We start from the raw sequence: 16,764 nt of genomic DNA, 5'->3' as shown, positions 1-16,764 counted from the left end.
GGGTCAGGAGTGATCCTGATACCGCGCCTCGGCCCGACCCACCACCCAGTCCTACTGGGTCGCCTCCGCCGAGGGCCTGCGGGAGGCGCGGACGCTGGGCGGGCTGCTGCTTCTGGTGGACCCGGCACCGGTTATTCGGGCAGGGACTTCTCGATGAGTTCGACGATCTCGGGGGCGTCCGGGACCGTGGTGGGACGGAAGCGGTGGACGGTGTTGTCGGGCAGCACCAGGAACTTCTCGAAGTTCCACTTGACCTTTCCGGCCTTGCCCTCGGCGTCGGGGACCTCGGTGAGTTCGGCGTAGAGGGGGTGCTGGCCCCGGCCGTTGAGCTTGACCTTGGTGGTCATCGGGAAGGTGACGCCCCAGGTCATCGAGCAGTACTCGGCGATCTTCTCCTCGCCGCCGAACTCCTGGAGGAACTGGTTGCTGGGGAAGCCGAGGACGGTGAACCCGCGGTCGGAGTAGCGCTTGTGCAACTTCTCCAGCGCTTCGTACTGCGGGGTGAGGCCGCAGCGGGAGGCCACGTTCACCACCAGGCGCACCTGGCCGGACCACTCACCGAAAGTGGTTTCACGGCCGTCGATCAGGGTCACCGGGATCTGGTCCAGGTCGGCCATAGGGTCTCCTCCTGTGTTCGCTACAGTGCGCGCCTGTGAGCAGCCTACGGGTTGCCTACTCGGGCGTAGACGCGGAGGGCTGCTGGTAGAAGCTGACCAGCAGCCCGTAGCGCGGCTGGCCGTCCTCCGCTTCCTCGGTCTCCGAGACCAGGGTGAGCAGTGTGTCGTGGAGCCGTTCGGCCTGTTCCGGGGTGAGCCTCAGGTGGCGTAGGGCGAGCAGGGGGTCGCCCGGGGCCTCACCGAACTCCTCGGAGACGGCACGGAGCATCGCGGCGGCCGGACCGGGCTGGGCGTCGGCGATCTCGATGCGGCGGGCGGTGCGCCGGTAGTACTGCTCGGTGCCGCCGCGGACCTGGCGGCTTTCGGCCGGTTCCACCAGGCCCGCTGTTCGGAGCGCTTTGAGGTGGTGGGAGACGTTGCCCTTGCGGGTGTCCAGGGTGACGGCCAGTTGGCTGATGGTCGCGGGCCGCTCCCCCAGGAGGAACAGCATCCGCTGCCGGAGCGGGTGCGCCAGCGCCTTGAATTCCTCGGGGGTGGAGATCGGGTCGTCGGTCATGACTTAAGAGTCAAGAGATATTGACGCTTTGTCAAGCAGCGTGCTCTACTGCCCGGCATGGACATCAACGAATTGGTCGAGGAGACCGGTCGGCTGGTAGCCGGGCACTATGTGTTTCCCGAGTTGGGCGAGCGGCTGCGGCTGCTGCTCGCTGAGCGGCGTGCCGCGGGTTATTATCGGGGGGCTGCTGATCCGGCAGCGCTGGCTGAGCTGGTGACCGGGGACCTCCAGTCACTCAACGGCGATCTGCACCTGCGGTTGAAACACCACGTCGAGGAGATCCCCGCGCTGCCGGGCGACACCAGTCTGATGGAGGTGATGGCGCGGGAGGCACGGGAGCGGTTCGGCGGGGTCGCGCGGGTGGAGCGGTTGGACGGCAACGTCGGTTACCTGGAGCTGCGGCCGCTGCTCTACCCGCTGTCGATGGCGGCCGACCAGCTGAATGCCGCGCTGCGGTTGGTAGCCGACTCGGACGCGCTGGTCATCGATCTGCGCGGAAACCGGGGCGGAGACCCGGCGACGGTGGCGTTCGTCTGCGGGCACCTGTTCGACGAACCCACTCATCTGCACACGATGAACTTCGGCGACGGGACGGCGTCCAGGCAGTCCTGGACGCCGTTCGTGCCGGGACCGGTGTTCGGCGGGGAGAAGCCGCTGGCGGTACTGACCAGTTCAGGGACTTTCTCCGGCGCTGAGGAGCTCGCCTACGACCTGCAGCAGCACGGGCGGGCCACGGTCGTCGGTGAACGCACCGGGGGCGGCGCCCACCCCCGGGAGGGTTTCCGGGTCCACCCGCACCTGGAGGTGACGGTGCCGACCGGACGCCCGGTGCATCCGGTCAGCGGAACCAACTGGGAGGGCACCGGGGTGGTGCCGGACCTGGAGACCGCCGACGGGGAGGCCCTGGCGGCGGCCCTCACCCGGCTGGCGCGCTGACCGGGAGGTCAGTCGCCGATGAGTTCGGCCTGTTCCAGCCAGACCATCTCCAGCTCGTCCTTCTCGGCGGCGAGGGTCTTGGCCTCGGCGTCGAGTTCGGCGAGCTTGGTGTAGTCCTCGGCGGCGGCCGCCATCTGCTCGTGCAGCTGGGCCTCGCGCTTGGCGATCTTGTCCATGCGGCGTTCGACGCGCTGCATCTCCTTCTGGGCGGCGCGGCGGTCCGCCTGAGACAGCGCGGGCTCCGCTGCCGGGGCGGCCTCGGCGGCAGCCAGCTCGGAGGCGCCCAGGGGCACGGTGACCTCGTCGGCGGTGGCCGCGCGGCGCTCCAGGTACTCGTCGACCCCGTTGGGCAGGAACGCGAGGGTGCCGTCACCCATCAGGGCGAGCACGCGGTCGGTGATCCGCTCCAGGAAGTACCGGTCGTGGCTGACCAGCACGAGGGAGCCGGGCCAACCGTCGAGGAGGTCCTCCAGCTCGGTGAGGGTCTCGATGTCCAGGTCGTTGGTGGGCTCGTCCAGGAGGAGCACGTTGGGCTCGTCCATGAGCAGGCGCAGCAGCTGGAGGCGGCGCTTCTCACCGCCGGACAGGTCACCGATGGGCGTCCACTGGCGCTCGCCGCGGAAGCCGAACTTCTCCAGCATCTGGCTGGCGGTGTAGTCGCGCTTGCCGATGGTGATGTGCTCGCGCACGTCCATGACCGCCTGCAGCGGGCGCATGGTGGGGTCGAGCTCGGCGATGTTCTGGGACAGGTGCGCCAGTTTGACGGTCCGGCCGGTGCGCACGGTGCCCGAGTCGGGTTCCTTCTCCTCGGCGAGGATCTTCAGCAGGGTGGACTTGCCCGCGCCGTTCACGCCGACCAGGCCGACCCGGTCGCCCGGACCGAGCTGCCAGGTGAGCTCGTCCAGGAGGACGCGGTCGGGGATCGCCACCGAGACCTTCTTGAGGTCGATGACGGTCTTGCCCAGGCGGGAGCTGGCGAAGCGGACCAGCTCGACGGTGTCGCGGGCGGGCGGCTCGTCGGCGATGAGCTGGTTGGCCGCCTCGATCCGGAACTTGGGCTTGGAGGTGCGTGCGGGCGCTCCCCGGCGCAGCCAGGCCAGCTCCTTGCGCATGAGGTTCTGGCGGCGGTCCTCCTCGGCGGCCGCCTGGCGGTCGCGTTCGGCCTTGGCCAGCACGTAGGCGGCGTACCCGCCCTCGTAGCGCTCGATGGCGCCGCGGCCGACCTCCCAGGTGCGGGTGGTGACGGCGTCCAGGAACCAGCGGTCGTGTGTGACGACCACGAGCGATTCGGGGCGCTGGCCCAGGTGCTGGGCGAGCCAGGCGATGCCCTCGATGTCGAGGTGGTTGGTGGGCTCGTCCAGGATGATGAGGTCGTGGTCGCCGACCAGCAGGCGCGCCAGCCCGGAACGGCGGCGCTCACCGCCGGACAGCCCCGACATCGGCAGGTCGAGGTCCCAGCCGCCGAGCAGGCCGCGCAGGATGTCGCGGATGCGCGCGTCGCCCGCCCACTCGTGCTCGGCGCGGTCGCCCAGCACGAACTCACCGACGGTGCTGTCGGGGAAGTCGTCGCGCTGGTGCAGGAAACCGACCCGCAGCCCGCGGTTGTGCACGACGCGGCCGGAGTCGGGCTCGGTGTGCCCTGCCAGCACGGAGATCATGGTGGACTTGCCGCCGCCGTTGCGGCCCACCACACCGATGCGTTCGCCCTCGTCCACGCCAAGGGACACCTTGTCGAGGAGTACGAGCGGCCCGTAGGCCAGGGACACGTCCTGAAGGTTGACCAGATTCGTCATCACTCTCCATTGTGCTGCCAGCACACCGGTGCCCCGAACACAGGGGAACGCCCGGGGCCGCACCACGCAAGGCCCCGGGCGGGTTCTGGGAGAAGTCCCTTACGGACGTATATGTCCTACACCAGGAAGAAGTCCCTGGCCGCCTTGGCGATTCCCTCGGTGTCCAGGCCGTGGGCGCGGGCGTGCTCGGCGGGGGTGCCGTAGGCGCGCAGTTCGGTGTCGCGGGCCACTCCCAGGGAGCGCTGGCGGTGGCGGCGGTCGGCCAGGGCCTCGGAGACCTCGTGGGCGGAGGTCCCCCGCAGGTAGGGCTCCACCAGGAGCACGTCGGCGTTGCCGGCGGCTCCGGCCAGGGCGCTGAGGCCCTCGCGGTCGAAGGGCCGCACGGTGGTGGTGTGGGCGACGGTGACGTCGAGGTCGGCGGTGGCCTCCAGGGTGCGGTCCAGCATCGGACCGACGGCGAGCACCACCCCGGCGGAGCGGGGCGAGCCGGTGCGCAGGGCGTTGAGGCGGGGGCCGACCGGCAGGGGTGCGCGGTTGGTCGTGCCGGACAGGCGCACGTACACGCGGTCGTCGCCGGGGATGGCCTGTTCCAGCATGTCCCGGACCTCTTCGGGGTGGCCGGGCACGTGCACGGTCCAACCCGGGAGGGTGTCGAGGAGCGCCACGTCCCCGGGTGACTGGTGGGTGCGGCCTTCGGCGGAGGCGTCGTAGGAGCCACCGATGCTCACGAGGATGGCGCCAGCGTCCTGGTGGGTGAGGCCGATCTTGAGCTGTTCGAAGGGCCGCTCGATCAAGAACGGCGCGTAGCTGTGCACGATCGGGCGCATGCCGGTGAGTGCCAGTCCCCCGGCGACGTCGATCATGGCCTGTTCGCGGATGCCGAGGTTGATGACGCGCCCCGGGTGGGCGAGGGACGCCCGGCGGAATCGCTCGGCGGAGATGTCCGCGAGGACGACGGCGGTGCGGGGGTCCTGTTCCAGGGCCCGTTCGACGGTGGCGGTGAAGGTGTCACGCATGGCCTGGCTCCTCTAGCTTCCGTTGCGGACGCGGGCGACGACGGCCAGCGGCCGTCCGGTGCGGGGCTGGGCGAACGCCTGGTGGAGGGCGTCGTGGTCGCGGCCGTGGACCTCGCGGGTCTCCCAGCCCTCGACCTCGAAGCGGCGGCCGATCCCGCCGGGCCAGCCGTGGCTGGCGGAGGCGTTGTCGATGGCCACGACGGTGAGGTTGTCGGCGCCCAGACGGCCCGCGGCGGCGATGGCCTCGTGGTTGCTGCCCTCGTCAAGCTCGCCGTCGCCGACCAGCACCACCACGCGGGGTTCGATGCCGTCTGTCCTGCGCAGCCCCTGTGCGCGCAGGCCGAGGGCCATCCCCAGGGCGATCGGAAGGCCGTGGCCCAGGGACCCGCTGCCGATCTCCACCCCGGGGGCGAGGACCCGGTCGGGGTGGTGGCCCAGCGGTGAGTCGAAGCCGGTCCAGCCGCGCAGGGTGGGCACATCGAGGAAGCCCTTGGCGGCGAGCACGGCGTAGAAGGCGGCCGGGCCATGTCCCTTGGAGAGGAGGAAGCGGTCCCGGGACGGCTCCTCGGCGGTGTCGGGGGTGATGTCGAGGACCCGGTCGTAGAGCACCCAGAGCACGTCGAGGGTGGAGTTCGAAGCACCGTTGTGCTTCTCGTCCCCCTCCATGAGCCCGATGAGCGCCGGGAGGTCGGCGTACCTGGAAAAGGTGGCTGTCGTCGTCATGCCACCAGTGTTCTTCCTCAACCAAGGTTGAGGTCAATGGGCGGAAACACCGCAACCAAGACGCCAGGCCTGGTGATTTACATCACAGCACAGTGGTTCCCGGAACATCACCGTCCGCCGCGACCACCTGCTCGCACAGCCCCGTGGCCCGTAGTCCGGCGACCACCTCGGCCTCGCGCTCGGCCACGACGGCCGCGTCCTCTCCCCCGCCGCCGATCAGGAAGGCGCACGTAGGGCCGGAACCAGACACCAGGGCACCGATCGCCCCGGCAGAGCGGCCCGCGTCCAGGGTCCGCTGGAGTTCGGGCAGCAGGGACAGCGCGGCGGGCTGGAGGTCGTTGCTCAGCGAACGGCCCAGCGCCTCGGCGTCCCCGCTGGCCAGCGCCTTCTCCAAGGCGAGATCCAGCTGCGGGTCCGGGGCGTCCGGGCGCAGCCGGTCGTACTCGCCGAAGACGTCGGCCGTGGACAGGCCGCGCGTGGAGAGCGCGAACACCCAGCGGTAGCGGCCGGGACTGGCCATCGGATCGAGGAGCTCACCGCGCCCGGTTCCCACAGCGGTATCGCCGACCAGCCCGAACGCCACGTCGCTGCCCAGCCGGGCGGCGAGGTCCAACAGGCGCTCACGGGACAGTCCGCAGCCCCACAGCCGGTCACAGGCCACCAGGGCCGCCGCGGCGTCCGCACTGCCCCCGGCCATGCCGCCGGCCACCGGGATGTGCTTGTCCAGGTGGATGTCCACGGGGAAGCCGGACCCCGTCTCCTCGGCGAGGAGGAGCGCGGCGCGCGCCGCGAGGTTGGTTTGGTCCAGCGGCACTCTGGCCAGGTGCGATTCCGACTGGCCGGTGGCGGTCAACGCCGTGAGGGCATGCGACTGACGCGGAGACGCCGCCTTGACGGTAACCTCATCGAACAGCGAGACGGCGTGGAACACGTTCACGAGGGCGTGGAATCCGTCCTCGCGTCTGGGCCCCACCGCCAACTGGAGGTTCACCTTCGCGGGGACCCGCACGGTTACGGTGGTATCAACGGTCACGAGTCCCCAATCGTAAAGGAACCCCCACCTTGCGTGAACACAGACCCCCGAACGGGGCCTTCCGTGTTCACCGTTTCCGACCGGCGTGGACACCCGCGCCCCGGAGGGCGGATCCGCACGCTACAGGGCTCGTCACCAATGTCATGTCAGTTACCGCCCAACCCCACAACGGCCCAATTCGGTCCGCGAGTGGGAATCAGGGCACAAACACCGCTACCTTGGGGCAAGGCGGAGTTTGGACACCGTCGGGGAGGGTCGCTTGCCGTCGGATGGGCTCCCGAAGAACCTGGAACCGCTGGCCGCCGGAGATCCGGCCACCATCGGTCCCTACGTGCTGTCCGGGAAGCTGGGTAGTGGCGGCATGGGAACCGTCTACCTGGGCAGTACGCCGGAGAAGAACAACCAGGTAGCCATCAAGGTCATCCGCCCGGAGCTCGCTTTCGACGAGCAGACCCGGGCGCGCTTCCGCGATGAGATGGAGAACGCCCGCAAGGTCGCTTCCTTCTGCACCGCCAAGGTGCTCGACCACGGGACGTTCGAGAACCGTCCCTACATGGTCACCGAGTACATCGCGGGCACGGCCCTGGCCGAGCACATAGCCGAGCACGGCCCGCTTGACTCCTCCACCCTGCACGGCTTCGCGCTGGGCGTGGCCGCGGCGCTCGCGGCCATCCACCGCACGGGCCTGGTCCACCGCGACCTCAAACCCGCCAACGTCCTGCTGTCGCTGTCCGGCCCCCGGGTGATCGACTTCGGTATCGCGCGTGCGATGAACACCGCGACCAACCACACCCAGACCGGCATCGTGATGGGCAGCCCCGGCTGGATGGCGCCTGAGCAGCTGCTGGAGGAACAGGTCACCACCTCGGCGGACATCTTCGCCTGGGGCTGTCTGGTGGCCTTTGCCGGCAACGGCACGCACCCCTTCGGCAACGGCGACGCGATGACGCTGGGCAAGCGGGTGCTGTTCGCCGAGCCGCAGATCGGCAATCTCGACAGCCCGCTGGACCGCCTGGTGACGCGCGCCCTGGCCAAGGAGCCGGGCCGCCGCCCGACCGCGCAGGACCTGCTCCTGGAGCTCGCAGGCGGCGAGGACACCTCCAACCCCAACGACATGGTGTCGCACGCACTGCACCAGTCCTGGCGGCCCAACCTGCCCCCGATGCCGCCCGGTCCCCCCGGGCCGCCCGGGATGCCCCACCCGGCGCACCAGACCATGACCGGTATGCGGCACCCGGTGCCCGGCCACTACCAGGCCCCTCCGCAGCAGATGCCGCCGCCCGCCCACCAGACCGGCAACTTCGCCCGTGCGCCGCACGGCCCGCCCCCGGGCCACCCCGCCGCCGGTCACCCGGGAGGCCCCCAAATGGGTTCCCAGGGAGGCCCCCCTGGAAGTGCCCAGGGCGCTCCGCCCCCGGGTGTCCACGGCCAGCAGCACCACGCCCCGAGCGGGCCGCCGCCCGCACAGCACCCCGCCGCGACCGGACCCATCCCGATGGTTCCGCCGCCCGCCGAGCAGCAGCGGGGTCCGCAACCGTACGTGCCCCCGGTACCCCCGCCACCGCACCGGCCCGCCGCACCCGGCGGGCGCGGCGGCCTCTTCTGGGGCCTGGTCCTGGGCGGTATCGGTATCACGCTGGTGGTGGTGCTCCTGATCGTCCTCATCGCCAACGAGCGCTTCGGTGGCTCGGATGACCCGGGGGGCTCACAGAGCAACCCCGACCAGGACACGTCCCTGCCCGGCCCGTCCCTGCCCGGTGACGGCCTCGGCGACGGGGACCCGGACGAGTCGGAGCCCACCGAGAACGGTGCGCGCTCGCCCAACGGGGCGGTCGAGTACACGATCAACGACTTCTCCTGCGTCGACAACATTCTGGGGCGTTCGGGCATCACGGGGGGCCTGTACTGCGTAGCCGACCTGGAACTGGAGAACCTGGGCGACAGCGAGATCATGTTCAGCTCGAGCGAGCAGCGGCTGGTGACCACGGACGAAGAACGGGTCAGGGCCGAGACCCCCAGCGCGGCCGAGGAGCGGGCGGACCTGTGGTCGCCCATCGAGGCCGGTCAGCGGGTCCGGGGCGACCTGGTGTTCAGCATCAGGACCAGCCAGGAGGCCGCTCAGCTACTCCTCACCCACGCGCCCGGTGAGCAGGCGACCGCCATCGACGTCTTCGAGGACTTCACGGACTGAGCGGGCCGCGCACGTCTCACGGAAACGACGAACGGGGCCCGGTACACGCGATCGTGTGCCGGGCCCCGCTGTGTCAGGGGGAGCGCCTCGCGGCGCTCCCCCTCGTGCTTATTCCCACTCGATGGTGCCCGGGGGCTTGCTGGTCACGTCCAGCGTCACCCGGTTGATCTCGCGGACCTCGTTGGTGATCCGGTTGGAGATACGGGCGAGCACGTCGTAGGGCACACGCGACCAGTCGGCCGTCATCGCGTCCTCGCTGCTGACCGGGCGCAGCACCACGGGGTGGCCGTAGGTGCGGCCGTCGCCCTGGACGCCCACCGAGCGGACGTCGGCGAGCAGCACCACCGGACACTGCCAGATGTCGCGGTCCAGCCCGGCGCGGGTGAGCTCCTCGCGGGCGATGGCGTCGGCCTCACGCAGGATCTCCAGGCGCTCCCGGTTGACCTCGCCGATGATCCGGATGCCCAGGCCGGGTCCGGGGAAGGGCTGGCGCCAGACCATCTCGGGCGGCAGGCCGAGCTCCTCGCCGACCTTGCGCACCTCGTCCTTGAACAGCTCGCGCAGCGGCTCCACCAGGGTGAACTGGAGGTCGTCGGGCAGGCCACCCACGTTGTGGTGCGACTTGATGTTGGCGGTGCCGGTGCCGCCGCCGGACTCGACGACGTCCGGGTACAGGGTGCCCTGGACCAGGAACTCGACCTCGGAACCGTCGTCGCCGCTCTCGGCGACGACCTCGCGGGCCGCCTGCTCGAAGATGCGGATGAACTCGCGGCCGATGATCTTGCGCTTCTCCTCGGGGTCGGTGACCCCGGCCAGCGCGCCCAGGAAGCGCTCCTCGGCGTCGACGACCTTCAGCTTGGCGCCGGTGATCGCGACGAAGTCCTTCTCAACCTGGTCGGCCTCGCCCTTGCGGAGCAGGCCGTGGTCCACGAACACGCAGGTGAGCTGGTCACCGACGGCGCGCTGCACGAGGGCACCGGCCACGGCGGAGTCCACACCGCCGCTCAGCGCGCAGATGACGCGCTTGTCACCGATCTGCTCGCGGATGCGCTCCAGCTGCTCCTCGACGATGTTCACCATCGTCCAGGTGGGGCGGCAGCCCGCGCCCTCGTAGAGGAAGCGGCGCAGCAGGTCCTGGCCGTGCTCGGTGTGCATGACCTCGGGGTGGAACTGCACGCCGAACAGGCGGCGCTCGGTGTCCTCGAAGGCGGCGACCGGGGCGCCCGCGGTGCTGGCGGTGCTCTTGAACCCGGCCGGGGCCTGGACCACGGAGTCGCCGTGCGACATCCACACACTCAGACCCTCGGGCAAGCCCTCGAACAGCACGGAGTCGATGTTGGCGGTCAGGTCGGTACGGCCGAACTCGCTCAGGTCGGTCTTGTCCACGACCCCGCCCAGGGCGCGCGTCATGGCCTGGAAGCCGTAGCAGATACCGAAGGTCGGGACCCCGGTCTCGAACAGCTCGGCCCCCACGCTCGGGGCCCCGTCGGCGTACACCGAGGAGGGGCCGCCGGAGAGGATGATGGCCTTGGGTTTCTTGGCGAGCATCTCCTCGACCGGCATGGTCGAGGGCACGATCTCGCTGTGCACGTGGCATTCCCGGACCCGTCGGGCGATCAGCTGCGCGTACTGCGCACCGAAGTCGACGACGAGGACGGTGTCGAACGTGCTGTCAGCACCAACGGACACGACGGAGGACCTTCCGCAGAAAAATGTGGATGTCCGTCCAGTCTAGGCCGTTCACCACGGTCGGAAGGCACCGACAGGTGTGCCGCCCGGCACCCGGCCGGGCGGCGGACACTCCGTGCTCCGCGGCGGAGCCGTCAGCTGTGAGCGGTCAGCCCGCGAAGCCGTTCGGGTTGGCGGACTGCCAGCGCCAGGCGTCCCGGCAGGCGTCGTCCACGGTCAGCTCGGCCTTCCAGTCCAGGTCGCGGGTGGCAGCCCCCGGGTCGGCGTAGCAGACGGCGATGTCGCCGGGGCGGCGCTCGATCACCGCATGCGGGATGGGCGAGCCGGTGGCGCGTTCGAAGGCTCGCAGGCCCTCCATGACCGAGGTGCCCTGGCCGGTGCCGAGGTTGTAGACGCGGTGTCCGGAGGCGTCGGCCAGATGGTTCACGGCGGCGAGGTGGCCCTTCGCCAGGTCCACCACGTGCAGGTAGTCGCGCACACCGGTGCCGTCGGGGGTGTCGTAGTCGTCGCCGAACACGTTCAGCCGCTCGCGCCGTCCGGCCGCCACCTGCGCGATGTAGGGGAAGAGGTTGTTCGGGACGCCCTGGGGGTCCTCGCCGATCAGGCCGCTGGAGTGCGCGCCGATCGGGTTGAAGTAGCGCAGGGAGATGATCCGCCAGCTCGGGTCGGCGGTGGCCAGGTCGTCCAGAATCCGCTCGGCGAACAGCTTGGTGCTGCCGTAGGGGTTGGTGGTGGTCAGCCGCGCGTCCTCGGTGATCGGCACGGTCTCGGGGTCGCCGTAGACGGTGGCGGAGGAGCTGAGCACGAGGTCGCGCACCCCGGCCCCGTCCATGGCCTCGCAGAGGGTCAGCAGGGCGTCGAGGTTGTTGCGGTAGTAGCGCAGGGGCTGCTCGACGGACTCGCCCACGGCCTTGAGCCCGGCCAGGTGGATGACGGCGTCGATGTCGTGCGCCGCGAAGACCGCGCGCATCGCCTCGGGGTCGGTGCAGTCCGCCTGGTGGAAGGCGACCGTGCGGCCGGTGATCCGCTCCACACGGCGCAGGGCCTCCTCATGGCTGTTGACGAGGGAGTCGACGACCACGACCCCGTGCCCGGCCTGGAGCAGTTCGACGGCGGTGTGCGTGCCGATGTACCCGGCACCGCCGGTGAGCAGTACGTTCATCGATCGCTTCCTGAGGTGGGCGCTGCGGTCCCTCCCAGGGTATGGGCCGTGGCGGCCCCCGACGAGCGACCCGTCCGACGTGTCGGGGCACAGCCGGTACGGGCGAACGGGGCGGGTACCGGATTCGGTGCCCTCCCCGTTCGCTCATCGGGTGGTGCGTCCGTTGCTAACCGCGGCCCGGCGAGGTGCTGCGGCGGGTGTCGATCCGCAGGACCTGGGGGTCGTGGTCGCTGACCTGGTCGTGGAACTCGGAGTTGATCCGCACGATCTCGTAGTCGACCCGTCCGGCCAGTACGCCATTGACCAGGATGTGGTCGAGCGCCTGGGAGTTGCCGTCGAAGACGTAGTTGTAGCGTTCGCTCGGCTCCAGCAGGTCCGTCATCGGGTTGGTGAGGGCACCGTCGCCGGTGAGGATGTCCAGGGTCGTCGAGAACTGGAAGTCGTTCAGGTCGCCCATCACCACCAGGTTGGCCTCGGGGTCAACCGCGAGGAGATCGTCGGCGAACTCGCGGACCAGCGTGGCCTGCTGGTGGCGCTGGGTCTCGGTGACCCGGTTCGGCGGCTGGTTGACCCCGTGCAGGGACTGGTCGCCGCCCTTGGCGTTGAAATGGTTGGTGACCACGTACACGTCGCGGTTGAGAGCGCGGAAGTGGCCGACCAGCGGCTTGCGGCTGGAGTTCCAGGCCGAGTCCTCGGGGGCGATGCGGCCCGGGGAGACGGACAGTTCGGCCCCGCGCTCACCCTCGACGACCTCGACGGGGGTGGTGGCGTCGCCGCCCTCGGCGTCCACGAACTGGACGCGCTGGGGGTTGAAGAGGAAGGCGTTGCGGATGTTACCGCCGGGCTGGCCGCCGTCCTGCTTGTCCTCGGGGCTGATCTGGCGCCACTCGTAGGCGGGGCCGCCCGCGGCGGAGACGGCCTCGACCAGCCGGTCCAGAGTGACGTCGGCGTCCACGGTCCCGTCGTCGACGGGGCCGTTGTTGTCTTGGATCTCCTCCAGGCCGACGATGTCCGGTGCAGCGAGATAGTCGGCGATACCCTGGGCCAAGGCGTCGAACTTGGCCTGGTCGTCCGTGCCGCCGAGGTTCTCGACGTTGTAGGTGGCGACGCTGATCTCGTGCCGTGCGGTGTCGCGGACCGGCACGCGCTCCAGGTCACCGGACACGTGCTCGCCGAGGGTGGTGGCGCGGACCACGTAGCCGCCGAACCGGCTGTAGTAGACCGGGCCCTCGGTGGCCCCGGCGAGGGTGTCGCCGACGTTCGCTTCCGGGAAGGGGCGGACCTCCCGGTCCAGCAGCGACTCGATCTTCACCCGGCCGCTGTTGGGGTCGTCGTAGGAGCCGTAGTGCACGCCGCCGTTGGCGGTGCGGTTCTGGTCGGGCTTGGTGGTCACCCACAGGGCGTCGTAGCCATCGGTGGCTCCGACGACAGGGGCGTCCTCCACCCGGACGATCATGTGCTCGTGAGCGGCCCAGAAGTCCAGGGCGTACTTGTCCGGCTGGAGTTCGAGCTCGGTGATGTCACCGCCGTGATCCGGAGCGTAGGCCTCAGGGAGGGTGTCGGCCTCCAGCAGGACCGCCTCGGGCAGGTCGTTGTCCCGGCTGAGGGTGGTCCATCGGGCCCGGTCGAGTTGGGTGATGGTCTGGGCGCCTGCCTGGGGGCGGTACTCGCTGACCCGTCCGGCGGCCAGGATCTCATCGCCGACCGCGACGTCCGGGGTGGTGGAGCCGGTGAAGACGAAGAGCGCCTCACTGGTGCGCGGGTCGCCGTCGCCCTCGGTGTCCTGGAACCAGAAGCCCTGGGCGCTGCCGAAGGCATTGACCGCGGTGACCACACCGGGCAGGCCGGAGACCTCCTCGCCCACGTGGGGTGAGGTGTGACTGGTCCCCTGGACGTCGTGGATGCGCAGGTCACCGGGTTCGACCGGGTCTTCGGGGTCGCCGCCGCCGGGTCCCTCGACCGTCTCGCCCGCGCTGTTGGTGGGGGTCGGCTCGCCGGTGGAGAAGTCGGCGGAGTTGTTCCCGGTGTCGGTGAACGCGGCGTCGCGAGAGGTCGAGGTGGTGTTGCTGGTTCCGGCGGTGGGTGACCCGGCGAAGATCGCGGCGTTGCCGTAGCCGACGACGTCGATGATCGACTCGTCCTCGGCACAGGTCGCGGCGGTGCGGCACTCGACGGGCGTGCTGTCCTGCACCAGCAGCACGATCCCGGCGGAGGCCGACATGTTCGTGTTCCCGGCGTCGTCCGGTTCGGGCAGCTCGGTGGTGCCGCCCGCGCCCGCCGCCTGGCGGATCAGGTAGTGCTCGCCGGCGGGGACGCTGCCGCTGAGCGGGGTCACCTGGACCCGGGTGGACGCGCCCGGCTGTGCGGGCAGGTACTGCACGCTCCACCCGGACAGGTCGACGTCGGCGTCTGTGGGGTTGCCCAGCTCGACGAAGTCGTGCCGCAGCTCCGCCCCGCTGTTGCCGCCACCGCCGTAGACCTCGCTGATCACGGGGTGTTCAGCGGCTGCCAGGGCGGGCACCGGCGCGATGAGGCTCGCGCCCAGGGCCACCGCCGCGACCGCCGATGCCGAGGCGAGCGAGCGCCGCGGCGGGGCCGGGTCGGCCGGAGTGGGGGATATGGGTCTGGATGGTGTTGGGGGCACGCCTGCTCCGTTTTCTCCGGTGTGGTCGGGGGTACTGATGCGGCCACATCATGACGGCCACGGGTGTCCACATGAAGGAAGGCACGTGAAAAGAAGACGACCCGGTGCCCGATTGTTGTGATTACACGACAACTGTGGGTCCGGGCTTCGGTGTGATCCTCCAAAGCCTGGGACATTCGTGTGGCCCCCGGGGGCCACTGGTCCAGTCCGGTCTTTACCCGCTGATCCCGGCCCTGCCCGCGTTACCCAGGTGGACCAGGTACTCGCCGGGGTCCAGCGGGTTGCCGTCGGTGCGGGTCCGGCGGGGTGGACGCCCGCGCACCGGCAGGTCACCCCCGGGCCGGGTCCACCACACGCCCTCGCCCCGGGAGATCCCCGGCAGCCGGGTGCGGAAGGCATCGGCGCCGCGGACCGGGATCTCCCCGGTGACCCGCCACCCCTCGGCTGTCCTGTCGGTACCGCAGACCCGCGCCCCGCAGACGTGCAGGCGGGAGAGAGCCGCGCTCAGCACGTCCTCCGGCAGGTCCAGCTCGAACTCGCGTACGGGCTCGTAGACGCGGGTGCCAGCCGCGTCCAGGGCCCGCATGAGCACCATCGGGGTGAGCAGCCGGAAGTGCACCGCCTCGGTCAGGGGTGCGATGTAGCCGCTCCGCACCAGGGTGACGACGCAGTCGGTGACCGGCCACCCGTACAGGCCCTGCCGCAGGGCGTCGCGCACCGTGTCTTCCACCGCGTGGTCGTAGGCGGCGAGCAGCGCGCCCAGCTCGGTCTCCCGGCGGAAGACAACGCCGCTCCCCTCCTCCCCCGGGTCCACCCGCAGCCCCACGGTGACCGGGCCGCCGATCTCACGGGCGAGGTCGATCTCCTCGGTCGCCGTCCCCGAGCCGACCGGACGTTCGGTGTGCACCACGCTGCTGGGTTCGAAGACCGCCTCGACCCCGAACTCGGTGGCCAGGGTGTCCGCGACGACCTCTTTTTGCACCTCGCCGTGGAGCAGGATCGAAAGGCCCTCCCCCGGCACGGTGCGCAACCGGATCAGCGGGTCCTGGTCCGAGAGCGCGCTCAGCGCGGCGTGCAGTCGGTGCTCATCGCCCTCGACAGTTGGGCGAACGATCGATTCCAGGGCCGGGCGGACCAGACGCACCGGGGCTGTCGACACCCCGATCCGGTCCCCGACGCGCAGCCCGGGCAGACCGCGGATCCGCCCGATCCCGCCCGCGGTGAGCGCACGGCCGCGCTCCCCCTCCGCACCGACCACCTCCAGGTGGGTGACGCGCCCCTGATGGGGGTCGCCGTCCTCGGGGTCGGCCCGCGCGAAAAGAACTCGGTCCCGCGCACGTAGAACCCCCGAGTGCAGACGCAGGTACCCGGTCTTCTCCCCGGACGCCGAACGCTCGATCGCGAACACCGTCCCGCACGCTTCCTCTGACCCCCTCTCCTCGGTGGCGGGCAGCAGCTCGGTGAGGGCTGCCGACAGCTCGGGGCCGCCGACGCCCGTCGTCGCCGAACCGGAGAGCACGGGGTACAGCAGACCGCGGCCGACCTGATCGCGGACACGGCCGCGGAGAGCAGCGCCCAGCGGCGGCGGCCGGTCGTCGACCAGCGCGGCCAGGAGCGCGTCGTCCTCCTCGGCCAGCATCTCGGACGCCCGGACGGCCAGGTCGGGAGCGTCCCAGGTGAACGGCAGGACCCGCGCCCCTCGGGTGCCCGGGTCTCGCACGGTGTCCAAGGCAAGGGCGCGGTCGGTGAGGCGGCGGCGGATCTGTTCGAAGACGCGCTCGGGGTCGGCGCCGCCCCGATCGACCTTGTTGACGAACAGCAGCACCGGCAGGCGCATTTCGCGCAGTACGCGCATCAGCAGGCAGGTGTGGGCCTGGACGCCCTCCACCGCGGAAAGCACCAGGACGGCCCCGTCGAGCACCGAGAGGGCGCGCTCGACCTCGGCGACGAAGTCGGCGTGCCCCGGAGTGTCAATCAGGTTGACCCGGGTGTCGCCGATCCGGAAGGGCGCGACGGCGGTGCGCACGGTGATACCGCGTTCGCGTTCGATCCGGCCGGTGTCGGTCCGGGTGTCGCCGGAGTCGACGCTGCCGAGCCGGTCGATGGCACCGGCGTCGTAGAGCAGACGCTCGGTGAGGCTCGTCTTACCCGCGTCGACGTGCGCGAGGATCCCGATGTTGAGTGTGGTGGTCAAATGCGGTTCCCAGGAGGGTCTCGGTCCGGAAGGTGGTCTGAGAACTTCCGTGGGAACGCCGCATGCCGTTGACCTCTCTGCTATCTGTACTGGGCTGTCCGTACTGGTCAGGACGATGATGCTGATCGGGGGCGGGCCGCGCAAGGGATTTTCCCCGCACGTCCCGCCCCCGCGTCACATCCCACCAGCGGCTACAGCCGCGGGTCGACC

General features: G+C 70.6%; 12 protein-coding genes. 2 read left to right on the top strand and 10 right to left on the bottom strand.

What is annotated here, in order from left to right:
- Positions 1-131: 131 nt before the first annotated feature.
- Complete coding sequence (locus tag D457_RS0120515; protein ID WP_017582547.1) at positions 132-617, bottom strand: glutathione peroxidase; 486 nt, start codon at positions 615-617, stop codon at positions 132-134.
- Between the two features lie 55 nt (positions 618-672).
- Positions 673-1,173 (bottom strand): ArsR/SmtB family transcription factor, encoded by a 501-nt coding sequence (locus tag D457_RS0120510; protein WP_017582546.1) that lies wholly within the window; start codon positions 1,171-1,173, stop codon positions 673-675.
- 57 nt (positions 1,174-1,230) lie between these two features.
- On the opposite strand from D457_RS0120510, the gene D457_RS0120505 reads away from it, so the two are divergent.
- Positions 1,231-2,109 carry a S41 family peptidase gene (locus D457_RS0120505; RefSeq protein ID WP_017582545.1) on the top strand — a complete coding sequence of 293 codons (879 nt, stop codon included), beginning with the start codon at positions 1,231-1,233 and terminating at the stop codon, positions 2,107-2,109.
- Positions 2,110-2,117: 8 nt separating this feature from the next.
- On the opposite strand, the gene D457_RS0120500 is transcribed toward D457_RS0120505, so the two are convergent.
- The 4 genes from D457_RS0120500 to D457_RS0120485 all read right to left on the bottom strand — a co-directional run bounded on the left by D457_RS0120500 (position 2,118) and on the right by D457_RS0120485 (position 6,674).
- On the bottom strand, positions 2,118-3,902 hold the full coding sequence (locus D457_RS0120500; RefSeq protein ID WP_017582544.1) for an ABC-F family ATP-binding cassette domain-containing protein: 1,785 nt from the start codon (positions 3,900-3,902) through the stop codon (positions 2,118-2,120).
- Between the two features lie 116 nt (positions 3,903-4,018).
- Complete coding sequence (locus tag D457_RS0120495; protein ID WP_017582543.1) at positions 4,019-4,918, bottom strand: transketolase family protein; 900 nt, start codon at positions 4,916-4,918, stop codon at positions 4,019-4,021.
- 12 nt (positions 4,919-4,930) lie between these two features.
- Positions 4,931-5,641, bottom strand: coding sequence for a thiamine pyrophosphate-dependent enzyme (locus tag D457_RS0120490; RefSeq protein WP_017582542.1), 711 nt, complete (start codon positions 5,639-5,641; stop codon positions 4,931-4,933).
- A gap of 82 nt (positions 5,642-5,723) precedes the next feature.
- Positions 5,724-6,674: a 4-(cytidine 5'-diphospho)-2-C-methyl-D-erythritol kinase gene (locus tag D457_RS0120485; protein WP_083926820.1), complete on the bottom strand. Its 951-nt coding sequence runs from the start codon at positions 6,672-6,674 to the stop codon at positions 5,724-5,726.
- Positions 6,675-6,933: 259 nt separating this feature from the next.
- On the opposite strand from D457_RS0120485, the gene D457_RS0120480 reads away from it, so the two are divergent.
- Positions 6,934-8,865, top strand: coding sequence for a serine/threonine-protein kinase (locus D457_RS0120480; protein ID WP_017582540.1), 1,932 nt, complete (start codon positions 6,934-6,936; stop codon positions 8,863-8,865).
- A gap of 108 nt (positions 8,866-8,973) precedes the next feature.
- Here the strand turns inward: D457_RS0120480 and guaA are convergent, their stop codons facing one another.
- The 4 genes from guaA to D457_RS0120460 form a co-directional block, all read right to left on the bottom strand.
- Positions 8,974-10,554: a glutamine-hydrolyzing GMP synthase gene (gene guaA, locus D457_RS0120475; protein WP_017582539.1), complete on the bottom strand. Its 1,581-nt coding sequence runs from the start codon at positions 10,552-10,554 to the stop codon at positions 8,974-8,976.
- Between the two features lie 148 nt (positions 10,555-10,702).
- The gene (gene galE / locus D457_RS0120470; protein ID WP_017582538.1) at positions 10,703-11,716 is read right to left on the bottom strand and encodes a UDP-glucose 4-epimerase GalE; all 1,014 of its coding nucleotides are present in this window, start codon (positions 11,714-11,716) and stop codon (positions 10,703-10,705) included.
- Between the two features lie 166 nt (positions 11,717-11,882).
- A complete protein-coding gene (locus D457_RS0120465; RefSeq protein ID WP_083926819.1) occupies positions 11,883-14,360 on the bottom strand; it encodes an endonuclease/exonuclease/phosphatase family protein in 2,478 nt (825 codons plus the stop codon).
- A gap of 214 nt (positions 14,361-14,574) precedes the next feature.
- Entirely contained in the window at positions 14,575-16,554 is a 1,980-nt protein-coding gene (locus D457_RS0120460; RefSeq protein WP_017582536.1) for an elongation factor G, read from the bottom strand.
- Between the last annotated feature and the right edge of the window lie 210 nt (positions 16,555-16,764).

The organism is Nocardiopsis valliformis DSM 45023 (assembly GCF_000340985.1).
In the GTDB taxonomy this organism is placed as follows: Bacteria; Actinomycetota; Actinomycetes; order Streptosporangiales; family Streptosporangiaceae; genus Nocardiopsis; species Nocardiopsis exhalans.
The sequence above is the reverse complement of the archived record's forward strand: the minus strand, read 5'-3'. Positions and strand labels throughout refer to the sequence as shown.

What these genes read in the sequence shown, in the direction of transcription:
- D457_RS0120500 (WP_017582544.1), bottom strand. Translation starts at nt 3,902, where the DNA reads ATGACGAATCTGGTCAACCTTCAGGACGTGTCCCTGGCCTACGGGCCG.
- galE (WP_017582538.1), bottom strand. Translation starts at nt 11,716, where the DNA reads ATGAACGTACTGCTCACCGGCGGTGCCGGGTACATCGGCACGCACACC.
- D457_RS0120490 (WP_017582542.1), bottom strand. Translation starts at nt 5,641, where the DNA reads ATGACGACGACAGCCACCTTTTCCAGGTACGCCGACCTCCCGGCGCTC.
- D457_RS0120515 (WP_017582547.1), bottom strand. Translation starts at nt 617, where the DNA reads ATGGCCGACCTGGACCAGATCCCGGTGACCCTGATCGACGGCCGTGAA.
- D457_RS0120510 (WP_017582546.1), bottom strand. Translation starts at nt 1,173, where the DNA reads ATGACCGACGACCCGATCTCCACCCCCGAGGAATTCAAGGCGCTGGCG.
- D457_RS0120495 (WP_017582543.1), bottom strand. Translation starts at nt 4,918, where the DNA reads ATGCGTGACACCTTCACCGCCACCGTCGAACGGGCCCTGGAACAGGAC.
- D457_RS0120505 (WP_017582545.1), top strand. Translation starts at nt 1,231, where the DNA reads ATGGACATCAACGAATTGGTCGAGGAGACCGGTCGGCTGGTAGCCGGG.